Genomic DNA, 22,317 nt, shown 5'->3' on the forward strand with positions numbered 1-22,317 from the left:
TGTGAGGTGATGACTTCGGTATAATTGAGGTAATTTTACTTTGTTGACTCTGCTGAGCATCTTGCTGCCAAAACAAATTAACCAACTTACCAACTTACCAACTTACCAACCAACTAACCAACTAACCAACTAACCCAGGGTGAGGTTGTGAACGTTTTTTATACAGATTAAGTATGTTTTTAGAACTATATTTGTTCAGTACGTTATCACTTCATGAATGATTGGAAGTGATTAAGTATTGAAATTATTTATAGTGTTCAAAAAACGCACACTCATGCGGTTACCCTGCCAACTAACCAACTAACCAACTAACCAACTAAACAACCCACCCACTAACCAATCAATCAACAACATCAATACACTGTACATCGCGAATGTTCATATTAATGGCTTAAATAAGTGCTGTTTATCAACTGTGTTAGCTTGTGTGCTACAGCCTTCTTTGTATGCCGTTATCGTATTCTTTTGCCGAGTATCGCTTTGGGTGTATGGTTTTTTCTTTGATGGTTAATAAAGATTAAAGCTAGATATTATATTTAAATCAGCTGGTTAAGTGGTTTGTAATGGTCGGTGTCCGAATAAGCCATGAGTACTAAACAGGCGTAGTGGACGTAAGCCATAGTTTAATTAGTACAAGTGACATCGGCATGAGAAGTGTCTACTAGACTAGCGGCCAGCACAGAAACGGCAATAATAGTGTCAATAATGTTTCAACTAAAAATGATGATTTGTGTAAATAAGGCATTTTTTATAATACGATGACTTTTAGCTTGTTATTTAGGCTTTATGTTTTAGTATAATCCGTTGCACTTATCAATTAGGGAGAACGTAATAAATGGAATTTATAAATGAAATAGTCGCAAATGAGAATTATACTTTTTTAGTGGTGTTAGTTATTGGGGGGCTGACTCTTTGGTTTCTTCCTGCTATTTTGGCATTATTTTTTAATCGAAAACACTTTAAATATATTCTGTTAGCGTGTATCCCTGCAGGGTTTTCTTTTATTGCGTGGGGCGGCGTTATAGTGTGGGCTACCACGGGTAAAGTTATTGGTAAATACGCTAATAAAGTTAACGCTGAAAGTTAACTTCTATCAATAATATACACTCACCATAAACCATAAAAATCATTATATGCACTTATTTTTCGCTCACTTTGTGATGCTTTTAAGTGCCGGTTTTTGGCGTCAGTTTTCGGTATAAAATGCAAAAGGATATTACATGAAATACTTATCAATTGTCATCATCGCACTCTTACTTGGTTGTTCTTAAAAAGATTTTAGTGCTCAGGTTAACGATTAGTTCATCGAGAAAGTTATTGGTGGCGAATACTCACGTAATGGCGCTCAATGCAAAACCATAAAAAATCAATGTCCTGAAGGACAATACGAAGAGTGGATTCAAAAGAGCGGTGAAAAAGCGTGTGCGTGCAATAGCTTGTAGCATTCAATTGCTTTGAGTAAGGGGTAAAAACTAAAAAACTTGATAATAGTTAGCATAATACTGGCGATTTTTATCGATAGTTAAGCTGGTTATTAACTGTGTTGGAAATCCTTTGTTTCATGTTAATTATCAAAGGATAACGTCAGTTATATCTGGATATACAGGGAAGTAATACGATGAAAAAAATGATAACGGTTGTGACATTATTGGTGCTAGGTGTGTGTTTGAATGTTCAAGCGAATGACAGATATAAGCCTACATCTAATTTGTCATTGTTACGTTCATTAGACCGTGGCTATATGATTATTGGCACTACACATACAAACGATGTTAATGATCTTCAACTTGTCGATATAGAACGCCTTTTTAACTAGCTTAATCCCACTTTAGTGTTGTTAGAAGGTGGTTATTGGCCTGATAAAATGTCTAAAGCTGAAGCGATTAAGTGCTGTGGTGAAATGGGTTTTTTACAGTTTTTAGCTAAGCAGCATCATGTCAAAGTAACAACTTGGGAAGGCGATAGCCTAAGTGAAGCTAAATTTGTGTTAGAGAAGTTTGATGATGAAAGCCTAAAGGTATTTTATTTATTAAGACAAGCACCACAGTTGCTCAGTAATGTTAGTCTTGCCGACGCGAAAAGTAAGATGTCTAATCTGCTCGGACAATCTGGTTTTCCTGCAACAGAATATCACCTAAATGTTAAGCCAGATTCAATTGCTGAGTTAGACATTATGTTATCAACCATGGTGGGGAAATCTGTATCGTGGGTTGAGTTTTCATCGGCAACTATTTTTGACCAACAACTCAGCACCTCTGAATTTACGACGCTTAAAGCGATTAAAGATCGTGTAAATGAGTTTAGGGATAATAGCGCCATTAACAAGGTGAAAGCCGCGATCGATAATAATGAACGAGTCATGTTTGTGGCTGGTGGGCTTCATTTTATGCCTGTCATGAATGCACTCATGCAATAGCTTAGTGCTCATAGCTGTTTATTCATTTATATTTTATTGATAAATATAGATTGGCCATGTGTGGCATCTTAGGTCCTAGTCAGGGATCATCATAAGGAAAGGGCTTTGGGTATTGTATTTGCGGTATTAGCGGCTTATTTATCATTGACTAGGATAGTGATGCCAGATGTTGATATGACCATGCCAATTCAGTAACTCATTTTACGGCGTTGACTCTTTTGCGAATCGCTTCTGTTAATTGTTTTTTGACTTGGTCTTCGCCACAAAATGTTGCAAATCCTAGTCCCCATCCATGAGGATTCACTTGAGTTGCCAATTCAACCACCCGGTAACAATAATCGCCCTGTTTTACTATTCTGTTAGGGTCTAGCCTATGGTTAAAGGTATGCGGTTGGCTGATATCAATTTCTGCTGCTAACTCTATAAAATCAAGGTTAGGGTCCATTTCACTCATAGTGCCAGTGGGTTTGTTTTGTAATGCAGTTTGAGAACCTACGAGTGTGTCTAATGCTGCAATATTATTTTGCTGTATAAAATGGCTAGTGGCTTGTTGTATTGACGCTAATGATGGCGCGGACTTGTTGATGTCAGTGGTCGTGTTTGGTTTTATTTGATTAGGCAATGCATTAGGTATTTTTGCACTCGCACTCGCAGTCGATCGTATGTTGTTGGGCTTATTGTTTGATGGCATCACGTTATCGAGGGGGGTGTCTTCATTTAAAGAGGTCTGCGTCTCTTTAGTCTTTATGGTTGTTGATGGGCTCTCGTCAATTTCAATATCAACATCAATTTCATCAATTTCAACATCAACATCTATATCAGCATTTATATCAACAATGGGTGGTTTACTCTGTACGGGTTGGGCATTTTCTAGGTCATTAAGCTTGGGTGATAAACTTGTTTGGGTCATTGATTGGTATTGCGCCGAAGTCATGAGATAGCTTTTTATTGCGGTGGGCGAAGGCTTAACCACTAAAGCTGACACTCGATGCGTCGTGTCTTGGTACCAAAACGTAATCAACACATAAATCAATAAAACATGGATGATGAATGCCGTGAGTACAGGCTTAAGCCAATATGCTTCTTTAGAGGAGTGTGTTGAAGATCGAGAGTGATGTGGCTCCCAGCCAACCGTTATTACTTCCATTTATATCAATCACTTTATCATCGCAGTATTATCAGTCCTTTTTTGATTGTTAACAGAAGGTAAAGTTCATTAATTGATGTGGATAAATTTATCTTGCTTGAGCAAAAGACATCATCCTTGTTAATTGGTCTATTTTATCGAAAGAAAATCACACTATTATGCAATATTTATTCAGTTAACAGCCTGCTATTATTAAATAGTTATTTTTCATCACCGAGGTTTTCATGAAAGTATTACAGCGTTTTAGCGCTTTGCCCGCAATGGACGGTGATGGTGTAAACATTAATCGTATTGCCGACTTTGATAAGCTTCGTTTTGATCCATATTTAATGATCGATGAGATTAAGTCTGATGATGAACAAGATTTTATTGGTGGTTTTCCGCCGCATCCACATAGAGGTGTAGAAACCTTTACTTATATTCGTAAAGGCGGCTTTGAACATCGCGATCAAATGGGCAATGTTAAACCTATTCGTGCCGGAGATGTGCAGTGGATGAGTACTGGCAGTGGCGTGCTGCATTCTGAAATGCCATTAGCAGATGCCAAAGAAGGGCTGCATGGGTTTCAAATTTGGATCAATATGCCAGCAAAACACAAAATGCGTCCGCCTATTTATCAAGACAGCAGTAAACAGACTAATCCCCGTATAAATAACGAACACGGCGCAACGCTTGTTGCCTTGGCGGGGAGTTGGGGTTTTAATCATGAGCCACATAAGATTACTTCAACTCTTCAGGGGTTAGCTGGCCATGGGGCAATTGCTGATTTAACGTTAACTGAATATGGTCACTGCACGCTGAATCTTGCAGAGCACCAAACGGTGTGCGCTTATGTGTATCAAGGCGAGCTTAACTATATTGATGCACAAGGTTTGCGAGAAACTGCAGGAGCAGGGCAGTTTTTAGTTTTAAATGCGCTTGAAGTCTGTCATTTTCAAACCGAGGCCACAGGTGCTGGGTTGTTAATATTAGCGGGCAAGCCGATTAACGAAAAAATTGTCCACATGGGGCCGTTTGTGATGAATACCCAGGCTGAGATAGAGCAAGCTGTTCGTGATTATCAGCAAGGCCACTTTGGCCAAATTACCTAGCATTACCCTCAAAATAAGCTGAATTATCGATAAATATTTGTCAGCGAACTGCGAATAAAATTGCTACAATAGCTGACATCTGGCTTAGGTTTGTTTTAAGACCTTTGCTCACACCAATCTTATTTATTATCTGTTCCTTCTGGCAAGATAAATCGTTCGCAAATAGCGGTAAGCATTTTTCATATAACATCATTGTATATGCTAATTTTGTTCCGCTGTTTAATGATAGTTTTGCGCGTTATTGGCTCATTTATGTAATGGTATTGGTATATTTTTTTGCAGCTTTTGCCTGCTTTTTACCTTTCGATATCAGAGGATATTTGCCTTGAGTCAGTCTACAGAACAAGTCGTTAACACGGCTTTTGCATCACTTAAATTAAAACCTGAATTGCTTGAAAACCTCCAAACTATGGGTTTTGAATCGATGACTCAGATCCAAGCTGAGAGCTTACCGCCTATTTTGGCCGGTGAAGATGTTATCGGCCAAGCGATGACAGGTTCAGGTAAAACAGCTGCCTTTGGTTTAGGATTGCTTAATAAACTGGATGTAAAACGTTTTCGCATCCAAACCATGGTGCTTTGTCCAACGCGTGAGTTAGCCGACCAAGTAGCGAAAGACATTCGTACCTTGGCCCGTGGTATCCATAACGTTAAAGTACTAACGCTATGTGGCGGCGTACCTATGGGGCCACAAGTTGGCTCATTGGAACACGGAGCACACATTATTGTCGGTACACCGGGTCGTATTGTTGATCATTTAGATCGCAACCGTTTAGATTTAAGTAACATGAACATGCTGATTTTAGATGAAGCTGATCGCATGTTAGAAATGGGCTTCCAACAGCACATTGACCAAATCATTGCCGCGGCCCCTCGTGAACGTCAAACATTGCTGTTTAGTGCCACGTTCCCAGATCAAATCCAAGCGATTGCCGATCAAATTCTGTATAAACCGGTAATGGTTAAAGTTGAAGCTAAACACGATAACCTCACTATCGATCAGCACTTTTATCGTATTGAAGATAACCAGGGCCGTCTTGAGGCATTGCGTTTATTGTTATTAGATAAGCAGCCTGGAAGCGCAGTCGTGTTTTGTAATACCAAGCGTGAAACCCAACAAGTGGCTGACTCATTACATGAGTTTGGCTTTAGCGTACTAGCATTACATGGCGATTTAGAGCAGCGCGATCGCGATCAAATGTTATTGCAGTTTGCTAACCGTAGTGCGCGTATTTTAGTTGCTACCGACGTAGCTGCACGTGGTTTGGATATTGATGAGTTAGACGCAGTATTTAACTATCATATTGCTTACGATACTGAAGTGCATATTCACCGTATCGGCCGTACTGGCCGTGCTGGCAGTTCTGGAGCCGCATATACTTTCTTTGGTGAAGAAGACGGTTACAAAATGGCGATGATTGAAGAAGCCATGAACAAAGATGTCGTCAGTGAGCCTTTACCGCCAATGAGTGCGCTCAACAAGCAACCGCTTGCTGCTGAAATGATCACCATTCAGATTGAGGCGGGTAAAAAGCAAAAAATCCGTCCTGGTGACATTGTTGGTGCATTAACGGGTGGCAATGGTTTAGATTTTAACGATATTGGCAAAATTAAAGTGACTGATTTTCGCGCTTACTTTGCCGTAAAAAGCAATGTGTCTAAACAAGCGATGAATATCATCAGTAAAGGTAAGTTAAAAGGCCGTAGCTATCGTGCGTGGTTCATGTAACTGAGCCTTTTGCAGCCTGTAGGGTTGCAGTTGATTGCTTTGCAGTTGATTGATAGTTAGTCGATTGGGTTATGCCTGAATAATAAAAAAGCCGGTGAACAATGTTCACCGGCTTTTTTATGCTCTATCGCTAATTAACCTCAGCTCGGGATAATAAACAGTTATCAAACAGTCTTTTGTCTCGCTAACAGTGTTGTATCGACTTGCAATAGGCTAGCTATTGACGCGTCAACACGCCTTATTAGCAAAACAAATGACAAGTTTGATATGAAATAGACCAAATTTTGTCGTTTTAACTAACTTATCCCATCTCTTAACCCGAGTTAAGGTTAGTTAGCTTTTAACTTTAGCGTTGGCATAAGGATTATTGCTATTGGCCGACACTACTGGTGCAGTACCACTGCGGCGTGGTGGACGATTACGCTGTGGTGGTTTATTACCATTCGCTCTAGCTTCCGCTTTAGGATCTGCAGGCTTATCGTGACTGCGTGATGGTTGGCGAGAGTCAGGTTTACGCGCTGGCTTATCACCTTGAGCGCCATCATTTGCATGCTGTTGAGCATGTTTACTGCGATTCGGGTTTGGCTTTTTAGCGCTATTACCGCCAGATCTGCTACTCGCTTCAGGGATAGTGAATGGTGCTTCAAAACCAGCGAGTTGCTTACGCTCAATAACACGATTGATTAAACGCTCGATATCATGCAGTAATTTAACTTCTTCAAGACCCACTAATGATACAGCTTGACCTGTTGAACCTGCACGGCCGGTACGGCCAATACGATGCACATAATCTTCAGGTACGTTAGGTAAGTCAAAGTTAACCACGAATGGCAGTTGATCAATGTCGATACCACGCGCGGCAATATCTGTTGCGACCATAACTTGTACTGCACCGGCTTTAAAATCTGCCAATGCTTTAGTGCGTGCTGTTTGGCTTTTATTGCCATGAATGGCTGCGGCTTTGATGCCAGCAGCTTCTAGGCTTTTCGCTAAACGGTTAGCACCATGTTTGGTACGAGAAAACACTAACACCTGTTTCCAATCATTGGTTTTAATCAGTTCGATTAGCGCCATTGATTTACGGGTTTTATCCACTGGATACACACATTGGGTCACAGTGTTTGCTGTTGCGTTACGCGGCGTAACTGAAATCTCTACCGGATTGTTAACCAGCCCTTTAGCAAGTTCACGAATTTCATTCGAGAATGTTGCTGAAAACATCAAGTTTTGACGCTTAGCGGGTAATAATGCTAATACTTTTTTAATGTCGCGAATAAAGCCCATGTCTAGCATGCGGTCTGCTTCGTCTAACACTAGAATTTCTAATTTGTTAAAGCTAATGGCTTTTTGCTGACATAAGTCGAGTAAACGGCCTGGCGTTGCGACCAGAATGTCGACACCATTTCTGAGCGCAGCTAATTGTGGCACGATGGACACGCCACCAAAGACTACGGCTGATTTTAACGGTAAGTTGATGCCGTAAGTGGCGACGCTTTCTTGTACTTGCGCGGCAAGTTCGCGTGTTGGTGTTAATACTAGCGCACGGACTTGACCACGTTGCGCTCGTTCACCTTTAGATAATAATTCTAAAATTGGTAAGGTAAAACCAGCTGTTTTTCCTGTCCCTGTTTGTGCTGCTGCCATTACATCTTGACCGGCTAAAACAGCTGGAATTGCTTGTGCTTGAATTGGAGAGGGGGTGTCATAACCTTGTTTTTCAACCGCTTTTAAAATAGCAGCATTCAGACCAAGTGAGGAAAAACTCATAGAAAAATCTCTTTGGGCAACGCATTGTTGCTTTGAATAAAAGGTAGCCAGTAACGGCGGCCGTGAAGCTTACCTGAAAACCTCTTTGAGTGCTATCAAATCCCTGTGTGGGCAACGATATATACTCTGAAATCACAATTAATAATGAACTATTTAATGGTGAAAATGTCTCGCTTATGATTGCCAAATACAGCGATTTAATGAAATCGTGTTAATCTTAAGACCAGAATCAGTGCTAAAAGTCGACTTATTGCATACAATAAAATGGTAACTCGTTTTCTATCTAAATATTCAGCGACTTAGCTGAGGTTACTTAACTTAAGGTGTCTCTAACTGATGAAATTAACGGCACAAATACATATTGAGAAAATGGCGTATGAGCTGCGAGATCATGCTCATGCCGTGATCAAAAATGTGCTGTTAATGTCTAATATTTCAACCTTATCTCTTCAACTTGCTATGCGCGAGCTCGCTCAACATAGCCGAGTCGCGTTGCATTTTCATCCCGATCAAATTGATAATCGAGGCCTCACTGTCGTTGATGGTTTATTGCGTGACGGGGTGTATAAAAGCCAGTTTGAAACCCATGTCTCTAATGGTCATTTATCACCAGAATTAGGCGGTTCTCGCGACCATTGGGAAAACCAATTATTTGGTCACAGCTATTCTGGGATTAAGCATCGGCCTAAATATGGTGCGTTAGATTTTGGTTTGTGCCCATTAGGTCCGGCGCCTCGCTTTGGCAGTTGTTATTTAGTGACTCATCCTCAAATATTGTCTCGATGTACCTTTAGTTACATGGACTCTTATCGGTTGCCCAAAGAAAAGGGCACTATAAAGTGTTTTGATGCGATTTTAGCGGCATTACTCAGTGAGAGTTTTGAGCGTCAATATGCTTTGGGTATTTCTGGGCTTAAACCGAGTAAGTTGATTGAACATTTTAGTCAGCATTTAACCGATGATATCAGTAGCCGTTTCGATGTGGCCCCTAGCGGTAATTTAGATCATTATATTGAAGCCCAAATTCACGGCGATGTGTCGCTGGATCAAGATATTGCCATATTAGTGGCCGATCCGTCATATGCAGGCACTGCCATTGGCGATTCATTAGTCGCCTTGTGTCATGAGTATGGAATTGAGTTGCATTGGCATCAAGGGCGGCAGATTAATGTAGCACAAATACCCGATGATTTTCGTGGTGCTGCGATGCCTATTTTGGCGCAAAGCCTTGCTGAAAATGAGTTGATTAATGCTGAGATTATTGGCCGTGCGGCGTACCAATTGCAAAAAAAACCGGCTTCATGGAGTGAGCGTGGTGCACATTCTAAAAAACGACAAGACTTAAAGTTACTCTGGCACGTATTGGTAAAATACGGGGAGAGTACTGGTCAATAAATGTTATTACCAACAATAAATTGTTTTACTCGCATTGCTTCCCCTTTGGTTCTTTTTGCAAATTAGCTTGGTTTTGTCGCTCAACGTGTTTGTGCTTAACACTGTGATGTTGTTTGTGATTAACCATTCTATTTGTAAAAAGATGCACTTTATTGAATTTGATAAGTTTCAAGCTGATAGTGGTTAAATTTAATCTTTAAATAAGGCTTTATTAGCAAAATGTGAATCAGATAACATTTACACTGTTTTAGGTGTCAACTCGATGCCAGTACTGCGATACTGCGTGATTAAAGTGGTCATCGATAACTCTGCCGGAGCTTCATGGACAAGTCGTTAGAAAAGTCATTAGCCAAATGGCTTAAAAGCCAACAATCTTCTTGTGGTATTTTCCTCAAACTATCGGTGCTATGTGGTGTGCTAAATGGCATTGCCATGGTGGCACAGGCCTATTTTATTGCTCAGATTTTACAGGGTGTCATTATTGATAACCTTGTTCCCGCCACATTAAACATTCAATTTTTTGCCCTTATTGGTTTGCTATTCACCCGAGCATTGTTAGCGCAGGTGCGTGAACGGATAAGCTTTGAGGCGGGCAAACGTTTACGCACCGACATACGCCAAGCGGTGCTCAATAAATTAGTCGCATTAGGGCCGGTATTTATTAAAGGCAAACCTGCTGGGTCATGGGCAACCTTAGTATTTGAGCAAGTTGAAGATTTACATGACTATTATGCTAAATACCTACCGCAGATGATGCTGGCAGGGTTTATTCCTTTGCTTATATTAGCCTGTGTGTTTCCGCTTAATTGGGCCGCTGGGATCATTTTGATGGCCACGGCACCATTGATTCCGCTATTTATGATTTTAGTGGGTATGGGCGCCGCAGATGCTAATCGTAAAAATATGCAGGCGTTATCACGTTTAAGCGGTCACTTTATGGATCGCCTAAAAGGCCTGCAAACGTTAAAGCTGTTTAATCGCGGTGAAGCCGAGTTAGTTAACATTGAACATGCTTCGGAAGATTTTCGTGCCCGGACGATGTCGGTATTACGCTTAGCCTTTCTTAGTTCCGCGGTATTAGAGTTCTTTGCCGCGGTATCGATTGCCGTGTTGGCGGTGTACTTTGGCTTTAGTTACTTAGGCCATTTAGATTTTGGTCACTATGGCGTACAGGTAAGTTTGTTTACTGGCATGTTTGTGTTGATTTTAGCGCCAGAATTTTATCAACCCCTGCGAGACTTAGGCACTCATTATCACGCCAAAGCTCAAGCGATAGGCGCTGCAGAAGCGTTGGTTGAGCTACTTGATTATCACGTTAATACCCCCGCTAAAATCCATTCAGCATCACCAGATATGGCGTTCACAGCCGACAGCATAGACATTCAAGCGATTGGGATTGAAGTGTTTAGTTTAGATGGTCAGCGTTTAGCTGGGCCAATATCATTTACATTACCCACAGGTGAACACTGGGCTATTGTGGGCCCAAGTGGTGCGGGTAAAACCAGCTTGCTTAATGCGTTGCTGGGTTTTTTGCCTTATCAGGGATCGTTACTGATTAATGGTCAGGAATTGTCACAACTTAATGTGGCCCAATGGCGGCAACATTTGGCTTGGTTAGGGCAAGATCCGCAATTGTTTCATGGCACGGTGAGAGAAAATGTTGCATTGGCCAATCCGCAATTAAACGATGAACAAATTATGACGTTGCTAGAACAAGCTGATATCAGTGAGTTTGTAAAGCAGCAACCATTAGGCCTCGATTTAGTCATAAGCGACCAAAGTGCAGGAGTGTCAGTGGGCCAGGCCCAGCGTTTTGCATTAGCACGTGCGTTGGCACAACCCGCTAAATTGTTTTTATTAGATGAACCCACTGCCAGCTTAGATACCCAAAGCGAGCAGTCAGTGCTGGCCTCGTTGCACCGCGCGATGCAGTCGACAACAGCATTAACCGTTACCCACAAATTAGATGATTTACACAACATGAATTACGTATTGGTGATGGACAACGGAATGGTAGTGCAGCAAGGCCATGTAAATGATTTACAGCAGGCTGATGGATTATTAGCACAAATGCTCAATCAGCAACAGAATCAACAACCGGAGGTGTGCTGATGTCGCAACCCGTTGATGCCGCGCCGCGTAACATTATTCAGGTGTTACGGCCATTTATTGCTTTGTTCCGCCGCCAGTGGCTGATGATGTTAGTCGGCTTATTGCTTACGTTTACCACGTTACTCACCGGTATTGGTCTGTTGTCTTTATCTGGTTGGTTCTTATCAGCCAGTGCGGTAGCAGGCTTAGCAGTGTTGACGGCCCAAACATTCAACTTTTTTACCCCGGCAGGAGGCGTTCGATTTTTCTCCATCGCCAGAACAGCAAGTCGTTACGGCGAGCGTTTAGCAACTCATGAAGCGACCTTTAAATTGCTGACTCAACTGCGTGTTTGGGCATGGAATAAGTTGCTGCCGTTGAGTGCAGCTAACTTACAAGGTCTGCGCAGAGGCGACTTACTCAATCGTTTAGTTGCCGACATTGATACGTTAGATCATCTCTACTTACGCTTACTCACGCCAATGACCGCATCTTTGATGATGATTGGGGTATTGTTGGTGTTTCTCGGGTGGTTTGATAACCATTTAGCCTTGAGTTTATGTGCTTTGTTATTAGCGGCTTGGTTTATCTTACCGCTGGTATTTTATTACTTAGGTAAGGCACCTGGGCAAGCATTGATGCAAGCGCAAAGGCAATATCGAGTCGAGTTGTTTGATGTTATTCAGGGGCAAGCTGAATTAAGTTTATTTGGCGCCAATAAGCGTTATTTAGCCCAACTTGATAAATCACAGCAGGCTTTATTTAGTCAGCAAACTACCATGGCTAATATTACTGGGTTGAGCCAAGCATTATTGATATTAATCAATGGCATTGCAGTAGTGTTTATGTTGTATTTAGCGGGTCAAAGCGTCGGAGATGCCACGCCTCCGGGGCCGTTAATGGCCTTAATGGTGTTTGCCACCATGGCCAGTCTTGAAATGATGATGCCAATAGCCGGTGCATTTCAACATTTATCTAGCACAGTACTTGCTGCGCGGCGGGTGACCGAAATAACCGAACAAATACCGAGTGTTAAATTTAATGCTAACAGTCACTTGCAAGCAAAACACGGCGCCTTGCAGCTCAGTGGTGTTCACTTTGGTTATCACAGCCATTCACCAGTGTTACAAGGTGTAGATTTGACTCTTAAAGCCGGTGAAAAAGTGGCTATTTTAGGTCCCACAGGTTGTGGTAAATCCAGCTTGTTGGGGCTGATTACTCGTGATTGGGCGCCGCAACAAGGGTCTATTTCGCTTGATGGCGAGCCCATAAGTGCCTACAGCGATGCCAATCTTCGTGCTGCGATGACCGTGGTGAGTCAGCGAGTTTATCTGTTTTCTGGCACCTTACGTGACAATTTAGCCTTGGCGTTGCCCTTTGTGCAAAGCGAAACCCAAAAAGCTCATGATCCTCGTTTTATAGAGGTATTACAGCGCGTTGGTTTACAAACCTTGTTGCAGGGCGATAAACCATTAGATTGCTGGATAGGCGAGGGCGGTCGGCAATTATCGGGTGGTGAGCAGCGCAGAATCGGAGTCGCAAGGGCATTATTGCGTGACGCTCCTTTGTTATTGCTTGATGAACCGACTGAAGGATTAGATAAACGTACCGAGCGTGAAATCCTTAACGTGTTGCTCGATTTTGCGGAGCATAAAACCCTGTTAATGATTAGTCATCGTTTAACTGCGTTAGAACAAATGGATTGCGTGTACCTTTTTCAACAAGGTCGACTAATTCAACAGATAGCGGATTAAAATAAGCCATTAGCGGATTAAACTCCTAGCCTAGCGCGATAGAACATACGTTATGGCTGTTTTGGTGCGGAGTAATCAAGTCTAATTTGTGGATGTTAATCAATCTAGTCGTGGGTTTTTTATGGATTATTGATTATAACATGTACCGCTAATACTGCCGGAATGTAACAACCCTTTTGACACATAAATTACATAAATAGTTTTTTCTCGAGACCATAAATTGACCTGCTTCACAAATATGGCATTCGGTTATGTTCCAAAATTACAGTCCTCGCTCGGAGTGTGATCTTAGTTACTATATTAGTAGTTGCAAACATATAACATAAGCTATCGAATATTTTTAGATGGTGAATGTGATGGCTGGTGTTACCAATCCAGTAATAACTATTAAGCGCGGACTTGATATCCCGATTGCTGGAGAACCACTGCAGCAAATAGATGGCGCACCTAAAACGACCCAAGTGGCGTTAATTGGTGAAGAATACGTTGGCTTAAAGCCTACAATGTCGGTTGAAGTGGGTGATCATGTCGCCAAAGGCCAAGTGCTGTTTGAGGACAAGAAAACCCCTGGCGTGTTATTTACAGCGCCAGCCAGCGGAGTTGTTTGCGCGATTAATCGCGGAGAACGTAGGGTACTGCAGTCGGTAGTGATTGATTGTGATGCCACGCAAGAGCCTGCCATTATTCTCCAATCAGTGGATATTCATGCGTTATCACATCAAGCCGTTAAAGACGGTTTAGTCCGCAGTGGCTTATGGACAGCGCTGCGTACGCGTCCTTTTTCTCGAGTGCCCCAATTAGATGTCAGTCCTGCAGGGATATTTGTTACTGCTATTGACACAAATCCTCTCGCGCCCGATCCGCGTGTCATTATTGCCACTCAACCACAAGCTTTCCAAGCCGGATTATTTGCCCTAACGTTTTTGACCACCGAAAAAGTGTATTTATGCCAAGACGATGGCGTTTCGTTATTGGCAGATGCCAGCAGCGAGTACGACTTATCGCAAGTCAGTGTGCAACGCTTTAACGGCGTGCACCCAGCAGGATTAGTCGGCACTCACATTCATTACCTGTTACCAGCCAGTATTGAACGCCAGGTGTGGCATGTCGGTTACCAAGACGTGATTGCCTTCGGCAAACTGTTTTTAACCGGTGAACTGTATACTGATCGCATCGTCGCGCTAGGAGGGCCTAATGTATTAAAGCCTCGTTTAGTGCGTACCCAGTTAGGCGCAAAGTTAAGCGAATGGGTAAATGGTGAAATTGACCAGCGACAGTCGCGCATTGTGTCTGGGTCATTATTGTCAGGCCATACCGCTGCTGATGTGTACGATTACCTAGGTCGATTCCATAATCAAATTAGCGTATTGACTGAAAATGAACGTCAAGAGTTGTTGCCTTGGGTGCGTCATGACAGCAGTAAATTTTCACTTACCGGCATCATGATGTCAGGTTTTAGTCGCACCAAAAAACTGTTCGATTTCACCACTACTGCTGGTGGTTCTCCACGAGCCATGATGGCGTTTGGCCAACTGGCCCGCGTTATGCCGCTTGATATTTTACCCATCTTGTTAGTACGTGATTTAGTGGTGCGAGATACCGATGAAGCACAACTGCTCGGCGCATTAGAGCTAGATGAAGAAGATTTAGCGTTGTGCACTTTTGTGTGCCCAGGAAAGTATGACTTTGGTAAAGAACTTCGTGCTTGCCTAGATATTATCGAGAGGGAAGGTTAATGAGTCAGCAACAGAAAAAGCCTAGCAAACAAGACAGCTATTACGCTCATGGCAACTCGATGCGCAGCTATTTACGTTCGTTGTGGATAGCCAATGGTCGTAGCACCAAAGGTGATGTGCATATTCGTGATGCGATTGATGTTAAGCGCACCATGCATATTGTGGGCATGTGCTTATTTCCTGCAATGTTATTGGGCATGTACAACATTGGCCTGCAGGCTCAAATAGCCATTATTGCCGGGGCAACACAGCCGGATGTATGGCAACTTGCCTTTTATGACTTACTGTTTGGCCCACTTACGCAAAGCGCAGGTTTAATCAGTTTGTTCGCCTATGGTGCCAGTTTTTATGTGCCATTTTACTTAACTGCGTTGGTGGTCAGTTTGATGTGGGAAGTGGTGTTTGCCAAAGTACGCCACCAAGAACTGCACGAAGGCTTCTTTATCACCGCGTTATTATTCTCACTCATATTACCTATCTCTACGCCGTTATGGATTGTGGCTTTGGGCCTTAGCTTTGGTGTGGTCGTGGCCAAAGAGATGTTTGGTGGTATGGGTTACAACTTTTTAAACCCTGCACTGGCGGGTTATGCGTTTATTTATTTTGCATACCCAACAGAAGTGGTGTCATTAAGCCAGTTTGTGGCGGTTGATGGCTTTTCTGGTGCAACGACGTTAACCCTTACCGTGGCTAAAAAATTAAGCTTTATTGATGTGAGTTGGTTCAGCGTATTAAGCGACAGCACTTGGTGGGATGCCTTTTTAGGTTTTACCCCAGGTGCAGTGGGTGAAACCAGTACCTTAGCCATCCTTATCGGTGGTGGTATTTTACTGCTTACCCGCGTAGCTGATTGGCGTGTGGTAGCCGGCGTGATGCTAGGAATGATCATAACCGTTTTGTTGTTCAACTATTTTGGTTCTAGCAGAAATCCTATGTCGGCAATGCCGTGGACATGGCATTTAGTCACTGGTGGTTTTGCACTGGGGATGATGTTTATGGCCACCGATCCGGTAACGGCGTCATATACCCGCAAGGCTAAATTTGCCTTTGGTTTTATGATTGGTTTTATGACCATTATTATTCGTTTACTGAATGCCAAAATGCCAGAGGGCATTATGTTGGCTATTTTGTTTGCTAATTTATGGGCACCGTTATTCGACTACTTAGTCGCACGCGCCAATATTAAACGGAGACTAAAACGTCATGGCCTTTAAGAAAGATAGCGTCGCTGGAACAATGATTTTTATCATCATTTTAAGCCTAGTGTGCTCATTTATGATCACCGGTACCGTGGAGATTTTAAAAGAACGTAAGTTGGCTAAAAAGCGCGAAGAAGTGCAGCAGTTTGTGTTAAAGGCTGCGGACATCGACATTAGCCAAGGTGACTTTAGTGAGTTATTTGCTCAACGAGTGAAGCCTAAGATGGTTAACTTAGCGACAGGCAAGGTGACTGAAAAAGCTAATCTACTTGATTTTGATGAGCGCATGGCATCGATCAATCCTGAAACCTCGACCAAACCGAAAAAAGATATCGCTAAAATTAAAACCATGGCGACCGACATTCGTATTTTTGAGGTGTATGACACCAATGGCCAACTTGCCAGCATTGTTATGCCAATCTATGGCAAAGGTTTATGGTCGATTATTTACGGTTACATGGCGATAAAACCAGACTTAAACACTATCGAAAATATCGTGTTTTATGAACATGGCGAAACCCCAGGTATTGCGGACTTTATTACTGACCCACAATGGTTAGCCTTGTGGCAAGGCAAAACGTTATTTGATGCCAAAGGTAATATTGCCATTAAAGTGGTTAAGGGCGGCGCCAAAGACGGTGACATTCACGGTATTGATGGCGTAAGTGGGGCTACTCGTTCCGGTGTCGGTATTCAGCGCTTAGTCGAGTTTTGGTTTGGCGTAGAAGGATACCAAACCTATCTACACACGTTAGCTGCGGAGGGTAAGTAAATGAGTCGTGCTATTTCAACTCGTGAGATCCTAACATCGCCAATTATGGCTAATAACCCTGTGGCAATACAGGTATTAGGTGTGTGTTCGGCTTTAGCGGTCAGTAATTCGATGCAAACTGCATTCGTCATGACACTTGCTGTGACCTTTGTGTTGGTATTTTCTAACTTGATTATCTCAAGTATCCGCAATTTTATTCCTAATAGTGTGCGGATTATTGCGCAAATGACGGTGATTGCCTCGTTGGTGATTATTGTCGATATGGTGCTACAAGACGTGGCGTATGAATTGTCAAAACAGTTGTCTGTGTTTGTTAGTTTGATCATCACTAACTGTATCATTATGGGCCGAGCTGAAGCCTTTGCGATGAAACATCCGCCTCATTTAGCCGTATTTGATGCCTTAGGCAATGCCTTGGGTTATGGCTTAATTTTAATGGGCGTAGCGTTTATTCGTGAGCTACTGGGTCGTGGCAGTTTGTTTGGTCACAACATATTTACCACTGTTGAAAATGGCGGTTGGTATCTTGCAAATGAAATGTTCACTTTACCACCCAGTGCGTTCTTTTTAATTGGCGTGATGATCTGGGTCATTAAAATCATTCAGCGTAAGCGCGGATAAGGAAACAGCATGGAACACTATATTAATTTATTTATCCAAGCGGCGTTTATCGACAACATGGCGCTGTCATTTTTCTTGGGTATGTGCACCTTTTTAGCCGTGTCGAAAAAGGTCTCTACTGCATTTGGTTTAGGCATTGCGGTGATTGTGGTCATGATGCTGGCTGTGCCATTAAACCAAATTATCTACGTTAATATCTTAGCGCCAGGCGCATTAGCTTGGGCTGGGTTTCCTGAGCTGAATTTAAGCTATTTACAGTTGATTACCTTTATTGGGGTCATTGCTGCATTAGTGCAAATCTTAGAAATGTTTTTAGACCGTTATATTCCGACCTTATATCAGTCATTAGGGATCTTCTTACCGCTATTAACGGTGAATTGTGCCATTTTTGCTGGGGTTATCTTTATGGCTAACCGTGACTATAACTTTACTGAGTCAGTGGTTTTTGCTGCGGGTTCTGGTGTGGGGTGGGCGATGGCCATTGTGTTATTAGCGGGATTGCGTGAGCGGATGAAGTTTCATGCTATTCCTGATGGGTTACAAGGCATTGGGATTACCTTTATTACCACCGGCTTAATGGCTCTGGGCTTTATGTCATTTGCGGGCATTACGTTATAACGCATTGAAGAGAGGGTTATTTAATGGAAATGGCAATAGGTATTGGCATGTTTACCATAGTGGTAAGTTTGCTAGTGGTGGTGATTTTAGCTGCCAAACGTAAGTTAGTGAACACTAATGATATCACTATTAGTATTAATGGTGACGCCAGCAAAAGCGTGCAAACTCCTGCGGGTGATAAGTTATTGGGCGCACTGTCTGGACAACATATTTTTATACCATCAGCGTGTGGCGGTGGTGGTACATGTGGCCAATGCCGCGTAAAAGTGAAAGCCGGTGGCGGTGATATTTTAGCGACCGAACTTGATCATATTTCGAAAAAAGAAGCCAAAGAAGGCTGTCGTTTAGCGTGCCAAGTGACGGTGCGAACCGACATGGAACTTGAGATTGATGAAGAAATTTTTGGGGTTAAAAAATGGCAATGTGAGGTTGTTTCAAATAATAACCAAGCGACGTTTATTAAAGAGCTGTTATTAAAAATCCCCGACGGTGAAGATGTATTATTTAAAGCCGGTGGTTACATTCAAATTGAAGCGCCTGCGCATGAAGTACGTTATGCCGATTTTGATATTCCTGAAGAGTATCGTGGTGACTGGGTTAAATACGGTTTGTTCGATTTAGTGTCTACCGTTGATGAAGACGTATTACGTGCTTATTCAATGGCAAACTACCCTGATGAAAAGGGGACGATTATGCTAAATGTGCGTATTGCAACGCCGCCTAAAGCCGGTTTACCACCAGGCAAAATGTCGTCATATATTTTTAATTTAAAAGCCGGTGATAAGGTAACGATCTCTGGTCCCTTTGGTGAGTTTTTTGTCAAAGAAACCGATGCTGAAATGGTGTTTGTTGGTGGTGGTGCGGGTATGGCACCGATGCGATCGCACATATTTAACCAATTAAAAAGTGTTAAAACCAAACGTAAAATGAGCTTTTGGTATGGTGCTCGCTCAACTCGTGAAGTGTTCTATCAGCAAGATTTTGATCAACTAGCCGCCGAAAATGACAACTTTGTTTGGCATGTTGCTTTGTCTGATCCATTATCTGAAGATAATTGGACGGGTTATACCGGCTTTATTCATAACGTGCTGTATGAGAATTACTTGAAACAACATAAAGCGCCAGAAGACTGTGAGTTTTATATGTGTGGTCCTCCAATCATGAACGCGTCAGTGATAGCCATGCTAGAAAGCTTAGGTGTCGAGTCTGAAAACATCTTGCTAGATGATTTTGGTGACTAATGCTGTGTTGAGCGTTGGGTTTATGTTTGCTAGCCCATGTGCGGTCATTCATATTTACTCGTCCAAGCGTAGCTTAGAAGCTGTAAATAAGAATATGAACTGAGCGTATCAATAAAAAATCCCCATACTGTCATTGACGGTTTGGGGATTTTTTAGCAAATAGGGTTTCACTCGACATTAACGTTCAGAGTCGATATTAACGTTCAGAAAACGCCAGATAACGCATTACTTCGGCTTTGTTGAAACTTAGCACATTACCGTTTTGTTCAGTGAACAGTAAATTTTCGCGAGCATAACGCTTAATCGTAGTAGGGCTTTTGTCGAGTATTTCACAGACTTCATTTAAAGATAAATCGTTATCATCACTCATTCTCGTTCTCCTTACGTTATGGTTATAGTTACTCGTGTTGCCTTGTTAGTATTAAACATCACATGTGCATTAACTTGTCATATTCGCGTGTTTTTGTCGAGCTTAGTATCAAACCAATCACATTATTCTGCGTTGAAGCCTTTTGACGTAAAATGACTATGCCTTCAAGTCTTCGACTTGATTAACGTCATTTGAATTCCCACAGCATGAGCAGATAACTAATACGATTGGTATTAATAATGACAGCGATGCATCATGGCATTAGTGATAATTTGATGCGTGGGAGCGACCTGAGGCTTCAAAGCTACTTGGTACATCGACTCCGCTACCGTGTGCGCATTAATGGGCTGATATTTACGCAGCGGACCGATAAATAGAAACGATAAACCACCAAAAAGGCTTTGGCCAATATCTTCCATAAAACGACCATTATCTCGTGGTCCTAATAATAAGCTCGGTTGAAAAATATTGAGTACCGGTAAAGATAGTGCCTTAAGGGCTTGCTCTACTTCGCCTTTGACTCGATTATAAAACACGGTTGATTTAGCATCCGCGCCCAATGCGGTCACCACCATAAATTTAAGTGAAGGATTTTCTTGAACTTGGATAAGTTTAGCGAAAGCCAATACGGCTAATTTATCGACTTGAATAAAGGCTTCTTCGCTGCCCGCTTGTTTGATTGTGGTGCCTAAACAGCAAAACGCATGATCAACTTTTTCTGCCAATGCCAGCTCATGTACTTCGTCCAGTTGGCAGCAAATAAATTGCACTTTCTCAGCCCCAAATTGATGTTCGACCAAATTAGGTGCCGAACGGCCAATAACCAATACTTTACTATAATGTTCACTTTCAATGATGCGAGTAAGTAAGATATTCCCCACTAAACCCGTCGCACCTATTATTGCTGCAATCATATAATCCTTTAGAAAGCTAAACCGACTCGCTAGACTCTAATCTGTCGCCTTAATGGTTTCAATAAGAATATTTTAATAGCAATTATTATCCTGTTTGTTAGCTTAGGACTATTACAAAAACTACCGGTTATTGAAATGAGTGTTCACTTTATAAAAATATAACCATCATAAGAATAACAATCATAAGAATAGCAATCATAAGAACAACAATTAGGATGGATTATGAGCCAAGCACATTTACCACTAACAGATTTTATTGAATATTCTCCAGATGAAATGCTCAAGCGGGCACAAGATAATTACCAGCAAGTTAAGCGACGTCATTCAATACGAGCATTCTCTGATCGCGCGGTACCCCAAGCCATTATTGAGCAGTGCATATTGGCGGCGGGCACGGCGCCCAATGGTGCTAACCATCAACCATGGCATTTTGTGGCGATAAATAGCCCACAGATAAAAGCGCAAATTCGTCAACAAGCTGAGGCGTTAGAGCAAGCATTTTATGCAGGTCGCGCCGGTGAAGAATGGTTAGATGCATTAAAACCTTTAGGCACTAATGCTGATAAACCGTATTTAGAACACGCGCCTTGGCTGATTGCAGTGTTTAGCAAAAAACGTACTGAAGAATCGGGTGAACAGAAAAGTAATTATTATGTGCATGAGTCTGTGGGGATTGCGACCGGTTTTTTAATTCAAGCATTGCATCATGCAGGTCTTGGCACATTAACGCATACGCCAAAACCGATGAGTTTTTTAAGTAAAGTGTGTGGGCGCGACAATGATAATGAGCGTCCGTATATGCTTATTATAGTGGGATACCCGGCCGATGGAGCGACCATTCCACAGCATGCTATTGAGAAAAAGTCGCTTGCGGAGATTTGTGATTTTATTTAATGCTGTTCACTGTTAGTCTAGCTGTATTTACAAAACGACAGCTTGTAAAACGGCTGCTTGTAAAACGGCTGCTTGTAAAATGACTGCTTGTAAAATGATTGTTGGTAAGAATATCATTGATCTCAATGATCGTCGTTAGATACGTATTAAAAGGAGTTAATATGAAATTGTTAAGTTCGTTGTTGGTTTGCTCTCTAGGCGGGATTGTCTCCATGCTAGCAGAAGCAGATGATGCTCAATTAGGCCACTTAGTCGAATTATCGATAACACACAATGATAACGCTATTGGGTTAAGTTGCTTGCCAAGAACTGAAGCCGCTGGCGAAACCGCTGATTGGGTGATTGAGTGTAACCGTTTGGCTTATCAATATTTAATCAGCCAAACGGGCGAAGGTATTGAGTTTAATCGCCAAGTTAATGAAAAGCCTTTTGGGATGGCAGCCGATTTTATGGCGAAAACCTTGATGGCGGACCCATCAGGATTTAAGGCGGTCAATATTTCGCAAGAGTTTGAATTTACTCATAAGAAAACTTAATAGCCTCTTTTTTTGTCTCGATTTTT

General features: G+C 42.1%; 20 protein-coding genes. 16 read left to right on the forward strand and 4 right to left on the reverse strand.

Annotated features, from left to right (window positions below; all coding sequences use genetic code 11):
• Positions 1 to 835: 835 nt before the first annotated feature.
• The 3 genes from AAEY98_RS00230 to AAEY98_RS00240 all read left to right on the forward strand — a co-directional run bounded on the left by AAEY98_RS00230 (position 836) and on the right by AAEY98_RS00240 (position 2,416).
• Entirely contained in the window at positions 836 to 1,087 is a 252-nt protein-coding gene (locus AAEY98_RS00230) for a superinfection immunity protein (protein ID WP_101086105.1), read from the forward strand.
• A gap of 531 nt (positions 1,088 to 1,618) precedes the next feature.
• On the forward strand, positions 1,619 to 1,816 hold the full coding sequence (locus tag AAEY98_RS00235; protein WP_351014418.1) for a hypothetical protein: 198 nt from the start codon (positions 1,619 to 1,621) through the stop codon (positions 1,814 to 1,816).
• A 48-nt stretch (positions 1,817 to 1,864) separates the two neighbouring features.
• Entirely contained in the window at positions 1,865 to 2,416 is a 552-nt protein-coding gene (locus AAEY98_RS00240; protein ID WP_351014420.1) for a hypothetical protein, read from the forward strand.
• Positions 2,417 to 2,612: 196 nt separating this feature from the next.
• Here AAEY98_RS00240 and AAEY98_RS00245 read toward each other — a convergent pair whose 3' ends face one another.
• Positions 2,613 to 3,563, reverse strand: a complete 951-nt coding sequence (locus AAEY98_RS00245) for a hypothetical protein (RefSeq protein WP_351014422.1) — start codon at positions 3,561 to 3,563, stop codon at positions 2,613 to 2,615.
• A gap of 224 nt (positions 3,564 to 3,787) precedes the next feature.
• Between AAEY98_RS00245 and AAEY98_RS00250 the strand changes: the two genes are divergently transcribed.
• Together AAEY98_RS00250 and dbpA are read left to right on the forward strand one after the other, a co-directional pair.
• Positions 3,788 to 4,654, forward strand: a complete 867-nt coding sequence (locus AAEY98_RS00250; protein WP_101086102.1) for a pirin family protein — start codon at positions 3,788 to 3,790, stop codon at positions 4,652 to 4,654.
• Between the two features lie 325 nt (positions 4,655 to 4,979).
• On the forward strand, positions 4,980 to 6,383 hold the full coding sequence (gene dbpA, locus AAEY98_RS00255) for an ATP-dependent RNA helicase DbpA (protein WP_101086101.1): 1,404 nt from the start codon (positions 4,980 to 4,982) through the stop codon (positions 6,381 to 6,383).
• A gap of 333 nt (positions 6,384 to 6,716) precedes the next feature.
• Here the strand turns inward: dbpA and AAEY98_RS00260 are convergent, their stop codons facing one another.
• Positions 6,717 to 8,150: a DEAD/DEAH box helicase gene (locus AAEY98_RS00260; RefSeq protein ID WP_101086100.1), complete on the reverse strand. Its 1,434-nt coding sequence runs from the start codon at positions 8,148 to 8,150 to the stop codon at positions 6,717 to 6,719.
• A gap of 336 nt (positions 8,151 to 8,486) precedes the next feature.
• Between AAEY98_RS00260 and AAEY98_RS00265 the strand changes: the two genes are divergently transcribed.
• From AAEY98_RS00265 to nqrF, 9 genes are all read left to right on the forward strand, one after another.
• On the forward strand, positions 8,487 to 9,545 hold the full coding sequence (locus tag AAEY98_RS00265) for a DUF3626 domain-containing protein (protein WP_351014424.1): 1,059 nt from the start codon (positions 8,487 to 8,489) through the stop codon (positions 9,543 to 9,545).
• A 321-nt stretch (positions 9,546 to 9,866) separates the two neighbouring features.
• Positions 9,867 to 11,657 (forward strand): heme ABC transporter permease/ATP-binding protein CydD, encoded by a 1,791-nt coding sequence (gene cydD, locus AAEY98_RS00270; protein WP_351014426.1) that lies wholly within the window; start codon positions 9,867 to 9,869, stop codon positions 11,655 to 11,657.
• A gap of 35 nt (positions 11,658 to 11,692) precedes the next feature.
• Positions 11,693 to 13,390 (forward strand): heme ABC transporter ATP-binding protein/permease CydC, encoded by a 1,698-nt coding sequence (gene cydC, locus AAEY98_RS00275; RefSeq protein WP_351014771.1) that lies wholly within the window; start codon positions 11,693 to 11,695, stop codon positions 13,388 to 13,390.
• 356 nt (positions 13,391 to 13,746) lie between these two features.
• On the forward strand, positions 13,747 to 15,126 hold the full coding sequence (locus tag AAEY98_RS00280; protein ID WP_101086097.1) for a Na(+)-translocating NADH-quinone reductase subunit A: 1,380 nt from the start codon (positions 13,747 to 13,749) through the stop codon (positions 15,124 to 15,126).
• Positions 15,126 to 16,340 carry an NADH:ubiquinone reductase (Na(+)-transporting) subunit B gene (locus tag AAEY98_RS00285; protein WP_351014428.1) on the forward strand — a complete coding sequence of 405 codons (1,215 nt, stop codon included), beginning with the start codon at positions 15,126 to 15,128 and terminating at the stop codon, positions 16,338 to 16,340. The genes AAEY98_RS00280 and AAEY98_RS00285 overlap by 1 nt, the downstream gene beginning before the upstream one ends.
• Complete coding sequence (locus AAEY98_RS00290) at positions 16,330 to 17,097, forward strand: Na(+)-translocating NADH-quinone reductase subunit C (protein ID WP_101086095.1); 768 nt, start codon at positions 16,330 to 16,332, stop codon at positions 17,095 to 17,097. Before AAEY98_RS00285 ends, AAEY98_RS00290 begins: the two co-directional genes overlap by 11 nt.
• Complete coding sequence (locus AAEY98_RS00295) at positions 17,098 to 17,718, forward strand: NADH:ubiquinone reductase (Na(+)-transporting) subunit D (RefSeq protein WP_101086094.1); 621 nt, start codon at positions 17,098 to 17,100, stop codon at positions 17,716 to 17,718.
• A 9-nt stretch (positions 17,719 to 17,727) separates the two neighbouring features.
• Positions 17,728 to 18,336, forward strand: coding sequence for an NADH:ubiquinone reductase (Na(+)-transporting) subunit E (gene nqrE / locus AAEY98_RS00300; RefSeq protein ID WP_101086093.1), 609 nt, complete (start codon positions 17,728 to 17,730; stop codon positions 18,334 to 18,336).
• Between the two features lie 23 nt (positions 18,337 to 18,359).
• Complete coding sequence (gene nqrF, locus AAEY98_RS00305) at positions 18,360 to 19,577, forward strand: NADH:ubiquinone reductase (Na(+)-transporting) subunit F (protein ID WP_101086092.1); 1,218 nt, start codon at positions 18,360 to 18,362, stop codon at positions 19,575 to 19,577.
• A gap of 196 nt (positions 19,578 to 19,773) precedes the next feature.
• Here the strand turns inward: nqrF and AAEY98_RS00310 are convergent, their stop codons facing one another.
• Entirely contained in the window at positions 19,774 to 19,947 is a 174-nt protein-coding gene (locus AAEY98_RS00310) for a helix-turn-helix domain-containing protein (RefSeq protein WP_101086091.1), read from the reverse strand.
• Between the two features lie 233 nt (positions 19,948 to 20,180).
• Positions 20,181 to 20,861, reverse strand: coding sequence for a Rossmann-fold NAD(P)-binding domain-containing protein (locus tag AAEY98_RS00315; RefSeq protein ID WP_351014430.1), 681 nt, complete (start codon positions 20,859 to 20,861; stop codon positions 20,181 to 20,183).
• Between the two features lie 222 nt (positions 20,862 to 21,083).
• Here AAEY98_RS00315 and AAEY98_RS00320 point away from each other — a divergent pair, with 222 nt between their 5' ends.
• The gene (locus AAEY98_RS00320) at positions 21,084 to 21,755 is read left to right on the forward strand and encodes a nitroreductase family protein (RefSeq protein ID WP_351014432.1); all 672 of its coding nucleotides are present in this window, start codon (positions 21,084 to 21,086) and stop codon (positions 21,753 to 21,755) included.
• Positions 21,756 to 21,916: 161 nt separating this feature from the next.
• Entirely contained in the window at positions 21,917 to 22,291 is a 375-nt protein-coding gene (locus AAEY98_RS00325; RefSeq protein WP_101086088.1) for a hypothetical protein, read from the forward strand.
• Positions 22,292 to 22,317: the final 26 nt, after the last annotated feature.

The sequence above is a fragment of the Shewanella sp. AC91-MNA-CIBAN-0169 genome (genome assembly GCF_040310165.1).
Taxonomy (GTDB): domain Bacteria; phylum Pseudomonadota; class Gammaproteobacteria; order Enterobacterales; family Shewanellaceae; genus Shewanella.

What these genes read in the sequence shown, in the direction of transcription:
- AAEY98_RS00230 (WP_101086105.1), top strand. Translation starts at nt 836, where the DNA reads ATGGAATTTATAAATGAAATAGTCGCAAATGAGAATTATACTTTTTTA.
- AAEY98_RS00235 (WP_351014418.1), top strand. Translation starts at nt 1,619, where the DNA reads ATGAAAAAAATGATAACGGTTGTGACATTATTGGTGCTAGGTGTGTGT.
- AAEY98_RS00240 (WP_351014420.1), top strand. Translation starts at nt 1,865, where the DNA reads ATGTCTAAAGCTGAAGCGATTAAGTGCTGTGGTGAAATGGGTTTTTTA.
- AAEY98_RS00245 (WP_351014422.1), bottom strand. Translation starts at nt 3,563, where the DNA reads ATGGAAGTAATAACGGTTGGCTGGGAGCCACATCACTCTCGATCTTCA.
- AAEY98_RS00250 (WP_101086102.1), top strand. Translation starts at nt 3,788, where the DNA reads ATGAAAGTATTACAGCGTTTTAGCGCTTTGCCCGCAATGGACGGTGAT.
- AAEY98_RS00260 (WP_101086100.1), bottom strand. Translation starts at nt 8,150, where the DNA reads ATGAGTTTTTCCTCACTTGGTCTGAATGCTGCTATTTTAAAAGCGGTT.
- AAEY98_RS00265 (WP_351014424.1), top strand. Translation starts at nt 8,487, where the DNA reads ATGAAATTAACGGCACAAATACATATTGAGAAAATGGCGTATGAGCTG.
- cydD (WP_351014426.1), top strand. Translation starts at nt 9,867, where the DNA reads ATGGACAAGTCGTTAGAAAAGTCATTAGCCAAATGGCTTAAAAGCCAA.
- AAEY98_RS00280 (WP_101086097.1), top strand. Translation starts at nt 13,747, where the DNA reads ATGGCTGGTGTTACCAATCCAGTAATAACTATTAAGCGCGGACTTGAT.
- AAEY98_RS00285 (WP_351014428.1), top strand. Translation starts at nt 15,126, where the DNA reads ATGAGTCAGCAACAGAAAAAGCCTAGCAAACAAGACAGCTATTACGCT.
- AAEY98_RS00290 (WP_101086095.1), top strand. Translation starts at nt 16,330, where the DNA reads ATGGCCTTTAAGAAAGATAGCGTCGCTGGAACAATGATTTTTATCATC.
- AAEY98_RS00295 (WP_101086094.1), top strand. Translation starts at nt 17,098, where the DNA reads ATGAGTCGTGCTATTTCAACTCGTGAGATCCTAACATCGCCAATTATG.
- nqrE (WP_101086093.1), top strand. Translation starts at nt 17,728, where the DNA reads ATGGAACACTATATTAATTTATTTATCCAAGCGGCGTTTATCGACAAC.
- nqrF (WP_101086092.1), top strand. Translation starts at nt 18,360, where the DNA reads ATGGAAATGGCAATAGGTATTGGCATGTTTACCATAGTGGTAAGTTTG.
- AAEY98_RS00310 (WP_101086091.1), bottom strand. Translation starts at nt 19,947, where the DNA reads ATGAGTGATGATAACGATTTATCTTTAAATGAAGTCTGTGAAATACTC.
- AAEY98_RS00315 (WP_351014430.1), bottom strand. Translation starts at nt 20,861, where the DNA reads ATGATTGCAGCAATAATAGGTGCGACGGGTTTAGTGGGGAATATCTTA.
- AAEY98_RS00320 (WP_351014432.1), top strand. Translation starts at nt 21,084, where the DNA reads ATGAGCCAAGCACATTTACCACTAACAGATTTTATTGAATATTCTCCA.
- AAEY98_RS00325 (WP_101086088.1), top strand. Translation starts at nt 21,917, where the DNA reads ATGAAATTGTTAAGTTCGTTGTTGGTTTGCTCTCTAGGCGGGATTGTC.